This is a genomic window from Actinotalea ferrariae (genome assembly GCF_019733465.1).
GTDB lineage: Bacteria > Actinomycetota > Actinomycetes > Actinomycetales > Cellulomonadaceae > Actinotalea > Actinotalea ferrariae_A.
In genome coordinates this window covers 1-5,323 of the sequence record NZ_JACVQL010000184.1, presented here as the reverse complement: position 1 = coordinate 5,323, position 5,323 = coordinate 1, and the positions used below count along the sequence as shown (strand labels likewise).

At 57.7% G+C, this 5,323-nt stretch carries 3 rRNA genes; all 3 read left to right on the top strand.

Going from position 1 to position 5,323, the window contains the following annotated elements:
- The first annotated feature begins 96 nt into the window (after positions 1-96).
- The 3 genes from ICW40_RS14425 to rrf all read left to right on the top strand — a co-directional run bounded on the left by ICW40_RS14425 (position 97) and on the right by rrf (position 5,267).
- Positions 97-1,617, top strand: a 16S ribosomal RNA gene (locus ICW40_RS14425).
- A gap of 351 nt (positions 1,618-1,968) precedes the next feature.
- A 23S ribosomal RNA gene (locus tag ICW40_RS14420) occupies positions 1,969-5,076 on the top strand.
- A 74-nt stretch (positions 5,077-5,150) separates the two neighbouring features.
- A 5S ribosomal RNA gene (rrf, locus tag ICW40_RS14415) occupies positions 5,151-5,267 on the top strand.
- The 16S, 23S and 5S rRNA genes sit together here, the layout of an rRNA operon.
- Positions 5,268-5,323 lie beyond the last annotated feature (56 nt).

The following is a 5,323-nucleotide window of genomic DNA, read 5'->3' as shown; positions in this document are numbered from 1 at the left end:
TTGTACATTTGATCGATGCCAGATGAAAACTGGTCCTTCGGGACCGCTTCGTGTGTCGGTTGTCCTGTCCTTTCGGGGATGGGTTGCCTATAGACATCTACGGAGAGTTTGATCCTGGCTCAGGACGAACGCTGGCGGCGTGCTTAACACATGCAAGTCGAACGGTGATCTCGGTGCTTGCACCGGGTGATCAGTGGCGAACGGGTGAGTAACACGTGAGTAACCTGCCCCCGACTCTGGGATAACCCCGGGAAATCGGAGCTAATACCGGATACGAGACGCACAGGCATCTGTAGCGTCTGGAAAGAATTTCGGTCGGGGATGGACTCGCGGCCTATCAGCTAGTTGGTGGGGTAACGGCCCACCAAGGCGACGACGGGTAGCCGGCCTGAGAGGGCGACCGGCCACACTGGGACTGAGACACGGCCCAGACTCCTACGGGAGGCAGCAGTGGGGAATATTGCACAATGGGCGCAAGCCTGATGCAGCGACGCCGCGTGGGGGATGAAGGCCTTCGGGTTGTAAACCCCTTTCAGCAGGGAAGAAGCGAAAGTGACGGTACCTGCAGAAGAAGCGCCGGCTAACTACGTGCCAGCAGCCGCGGTAATACGTAGGGCGCAAGCGTTGTCCGGAATTATTGGGCGTAAAGAGCTCGTAGGCGGTTTGTCGCGTCTGCTGTGAAAACCCGAGGCTCAACCTCGGGCCTGCAGTGGGTACGGGCAGACTAGAGTGCGGTAGGGGAGACTGGAATTCCTGGTGTAGCGGTGGAATGCGCAGATATCAGGAGGAACACCGATGGCGAAGGCAGGTCTCTGGGCCGCAACTGACGCTGAGGAGCGAAAGCATGGGGAGCGAACAGGATTAGATACCCTGGTAGTCCATGCCGTAAACGTTGGGCACTAGGTGTGGGGCTCATTCCACGAGTTCCGTGCCGCAGCAAACGCATTAAGTGCCCCGCCTGGGGAGTACGGCCGCAAGGCTAAAACTCAAAGGAATTGACGGGGGCCCGCACAAGCGGCGGAGCATGCGGATTAATTCGATGCAACGCGAAGAACCTTACCAAGGCTTGACATATACCGAAAACTCATGGAGACATGGGGTCCGCAAGGGCGGTATACAGGTGGTGCATGGTTGTCGTCAGCTCGTGTCGTGAGATGTTGGGTTAAGTCCCGCAACGAGCGCAACCCTCGTCCTATGTTGCCAGCACGTCATGGTGGGGACTCATAGGAGACTGCCGGGGTCAACTCGGAGGAAGGTGGGGATGACGTCAAATCATCATGCCCCTTATGTCTTGGGCTTCACGCATGCTACAATGGCCGGTACAAAGGGCTGCGATACCGCGAGGTGGAGCGAATCCCAAAAAGCCGGTCTCAGTTCGGATTGGGGTCTGCAACTCGACCCCATGAAGTCGGAGTCGCTAGTAATCGCAGATCAGCAACGCTGCGGTGAATACGTTCCCGGGCCTTGTACACACCGCCCGTCAAGTCACGAAAGTCGGTAACACCCGAAGCCGGTGGCCCAACCCTTGGGAGGGAGCCGTCGAAGGTGGGACCAGCGATTGGGACTAAGTCGTAACAAGGTAGCCGTACCGGAAGGTGCGGCTGGATCACCTCCTTTCTAAGGAGCATCTTGGCGCTGCAAGGCGTCCAGGGCCTACTACTCGAGCGTTCGTCTCGAGGTGGGTAGCTCAAGGGTGGAACATCGACCAGTTGCGTCTGGTCGCCGGCATCTCAGTACCTCCCTTCGGGGAGTGGAACCTGATGACCGTGGGTCGGACGCTAGGCACGCTGTTGGGTCCTGAGGGAACAGGCTTTCGCCTGGACCTCGGGCCGATCGGAAGATCGGTGCGTCGGACCGCCTCGACCGGATGAACCGCTCCACGTTGTGGGGTAGGCGCCGGGGCGTGGCGGGACCGCCCGTAGCTTGAGAACTGCACAGTGGACGCGAGCATCTTTTAGTAAGTCTTTGTGGCAAGTTTTTAAGGGCAAACGGTGGATGCCTTGGCACTAGGAGCCGAAGAAGGACGTAGTAGCCTGCGATAAGCCTCGGGGAGTTGGCAAACGAACCGTGATCCGAGGATCTCCGAATGGGGAAACCCAGCTGGAGTCATGTCCAGTTACCCGCGCCTGAATATATAGGGCGTGTGGAGGGAACGTGGGGAAGTGAAACATCTCAGTACCCACAGGAAGAGATATTCCGTGAGTAGTGGCGAGCGAAAGCGGAGAAGGCCAAACCGATCGTGTGTGATAGCCGGCAGGCGTTGCACGGTCGGGGTTGCGGGACCTTTCAGGAAGTTCTGCCGAGCTTCCAGGGAGTCAGAAAGTCGCGTCATAGTCGAAGGGCATTGAAAGGCCCGGCACAGAGGGTGCTACCCCCGTAGACGAAATGGCGCGGCCTCCCGAGAGGTATCCCAAGTAGCACGGGGCCCGAGAAATCCCGTGTGAATCTGGAGAGACCACTCTCTAAGCCTAAATACTCCCTAGTGACCGATAGCGGACAAGTACCGTGAGGGAAAGGTGAAAAGTACCCCGGGAGGGGAGTGAAATAGTACCTGAAACCGTTTGCCTACAATCCGTCGGAGCCTCCCTAGCAGGGGTGACGGCGTGCCTTTTGAAGAATGAGCCTGCGAGTTAGTGGTACGTGGCGAGGTTAACCCGTGAGGGGAAGCCGTAGCGAAAGCGAGTCCGAATAGGGCGATACAGTCGCGTGCTCTAGACCCGAAGCGAAGTGATCTAGCCATGGGCAGGTTGAAGCGCGGGTAAGACCGCGTGGAGGACCGAACCCACCTGGGTTGAAAACCGGGGGGATGACCTGTGGTTAGGGGTGAAAGGCCAATCAAACTTCGTGATAGCTGGTTCTCCCCGAAATGCATTTAGGTGCAGCGTCACGTGTTTCTTGCCGGAGGTAGAGCTACTGGATGGCCGATGGGCCCTACAAGGTTACTGACGTCAGCCAAACTCCGAATGCCGGTAAGTGAGAGCGTGGCAGTGAGACTGCGGGGGATAAGCTCCGTAGTCGAGAGGGAAACAGCCCAGACCACCAGCTAAGGCCCCTAAGCGTATGCTAAGTGGGAAAGGATGTGGAGTTGCACAGACAACCAGGAGGTTGGCTTAGAAGCAGCCACCCTTGAAAGAGTGCGTAATAGCTCACTGGTCAAGTGATTCCGCGCCGACAATGTAGCGGGGCTCAAGTATACCGCCGAAGCTGTGGCATTCACACAATAGCTAGGTCTTCGTGATCCAGGCGTGTGGATGGGTAGGGGAGCGTCGTGTGGCGAGTGAAGTCGCGGGGTAACCCAGCGGTGGACGCTACACGAGTGAGAATGCAGGCATGAGTAGCGAAAGACGGGTGAGAAACCCGTCCGCCGAATGACCAAGGGTTCCAGGGCCAGGCTAATCCGCCCTGGGTAAGTCGGGACCTAAGGCGAGGCCGACAGGCGTAGTCGATGGACAACGGGTTGATATTCCCGTACCGGCGAAGAACCGCCCATACCGACCCCGGTGATGCTAAGTGCCCAAAGCCATCTGGATCCCTTCGGGGACGTGATGGTGGAGCGCACGACCCGAGCCGGCAGTAGGTAAGCGTATTAACAGGGGTGACGCAGGAAGGTAGCCCAGCGTGGCGATGGTAGACCACGTCCAAGGTTGTAGGGCGAGCTGTAGGCAAATCCGCAGCTCACATAGCCTGAGAACTGATGGTGACCGCTTATGCGGGATGATTGGGTGATCCTATGCTGCCTAGAAAAGCCTCGACGCGAGGTTCTAGCCGCCCGTACCCTAAACCGACTCAGGTGGTCAGGTAGAGAATACCAAGGCGATCGAGAGAATCGTGGTTAAGGAACTCGGCAAAATGCCCCCGTAACTTCGGGAGAAGGGGGGCCTGAGGCGTGTAGGCACTTGCTGCCGAAGCGTTCGAAGGCCGCAGAGACCAGGGAGAAGCGACTGTTTACTAAAAACACAGGTCCGTGCGAAGTCGCAAGACGATGTATACGGACTGACGCCTGCCCGGTGCTGGAAGGTTAAGAGGACGGGTCAGCTCTTCGGAGCGAAGCTCAGAATTTAAGCCCCAGTAAACGGCGGTGGTAACTATAACCATCCTAAGGTAGCGAAATTCCTTGTCGGGTAAGTTCCGACCTGCACGAATGGCGTAACGACTTCTCCGCTGTCTCAACCGCGAACTCGGCGAAATTGCACTACGAGTAAAGATGCTCGTTACGCGCAGCAGGACGGAAAGACCCCGGGACCTTTACTATAGCTTGGTATTGGTGTTCGGTACGGCTTGTGTAGGATAGGTGGGAGACTGTGAAGCCGGCACGCCAGTGTCGGTGGAGTCATCGTTGAAATACCACTCTGGTCGTTCTGGATGTCTAACCTCGGTCCGTAATCCGGATCAGGGACAGTGCCTGGTGGGTAGTTTAACTGGGGCGGTTGCCTCCTAAAATGTAACGGAGGCGCTCAAAGGTTCCCTCAGCCTGGTTGGCAATCAGGTGGCGAGTGCAAGTGCACAAGGGAGCTTGACTGTGAGACTGACAGGTCAAGCAGGGACGAAAGTCGGAACTAGTGATCCGGCGGTGGCTTGTGGAAGCGCCGTCGCTCAACGGATAAAAGGTACCCCGGGGATAACAGGCTGATCTTGCCCAAGAGTCCATATCGACGGCATGGTTTGGCACCTCGATGTCGGCTCGTCGCATCCTGGGGCTGGAGTAGGTCCCAAGGGTTGGGCTGTTCGCCCATTAAAGCGGTACGCGAGCTGGGTTTAGAACGTCGTGAGACAGTTCGGTCCCTATCCGCTGCGCGCGCAGGAAACTTGAGAAGGGCTGTCCCTAGTACGAGAGGACCGGGACGGACGAACCTCTGGTGTGCCAGTTGTTCCGCCAGGAGCACGGCTGGTTGGCTACGTTCGGAAGGGATAACCGCTGAAAGCATCTAAGCGGGAAGCTCGCTTCAAGATGAGGTTTCCATGGGGTTTACCCCGAGAGGCTCCCAGCTAGACCACTGGGTGAATAGGCCGGATGTGGAAGAGAGGACTAACGACTCTCGCAGCTGACCGGTACTAATAAGCCGATAACTTGACACACACTTACTGTGCTACGCGTCCACTGTGCGGTTCCCGAGATACGGTCGGGAACCCGATTGACATCTCCATAGAGTTTCGGCGGTCATAGCGAAGGGGAAACGCCCGGCTCCATTCCGAACCCGGAAGCTAAGCCCTTCTGCGCCGATGGTACTGCACGGGAGACTGTGTGGGAGAGTAGGTCGCCGCCGAACAACACTTCACAACGAGGCCGCCCCCGGAAACGGGGGCGGCCTCGCTGCATTTCCGG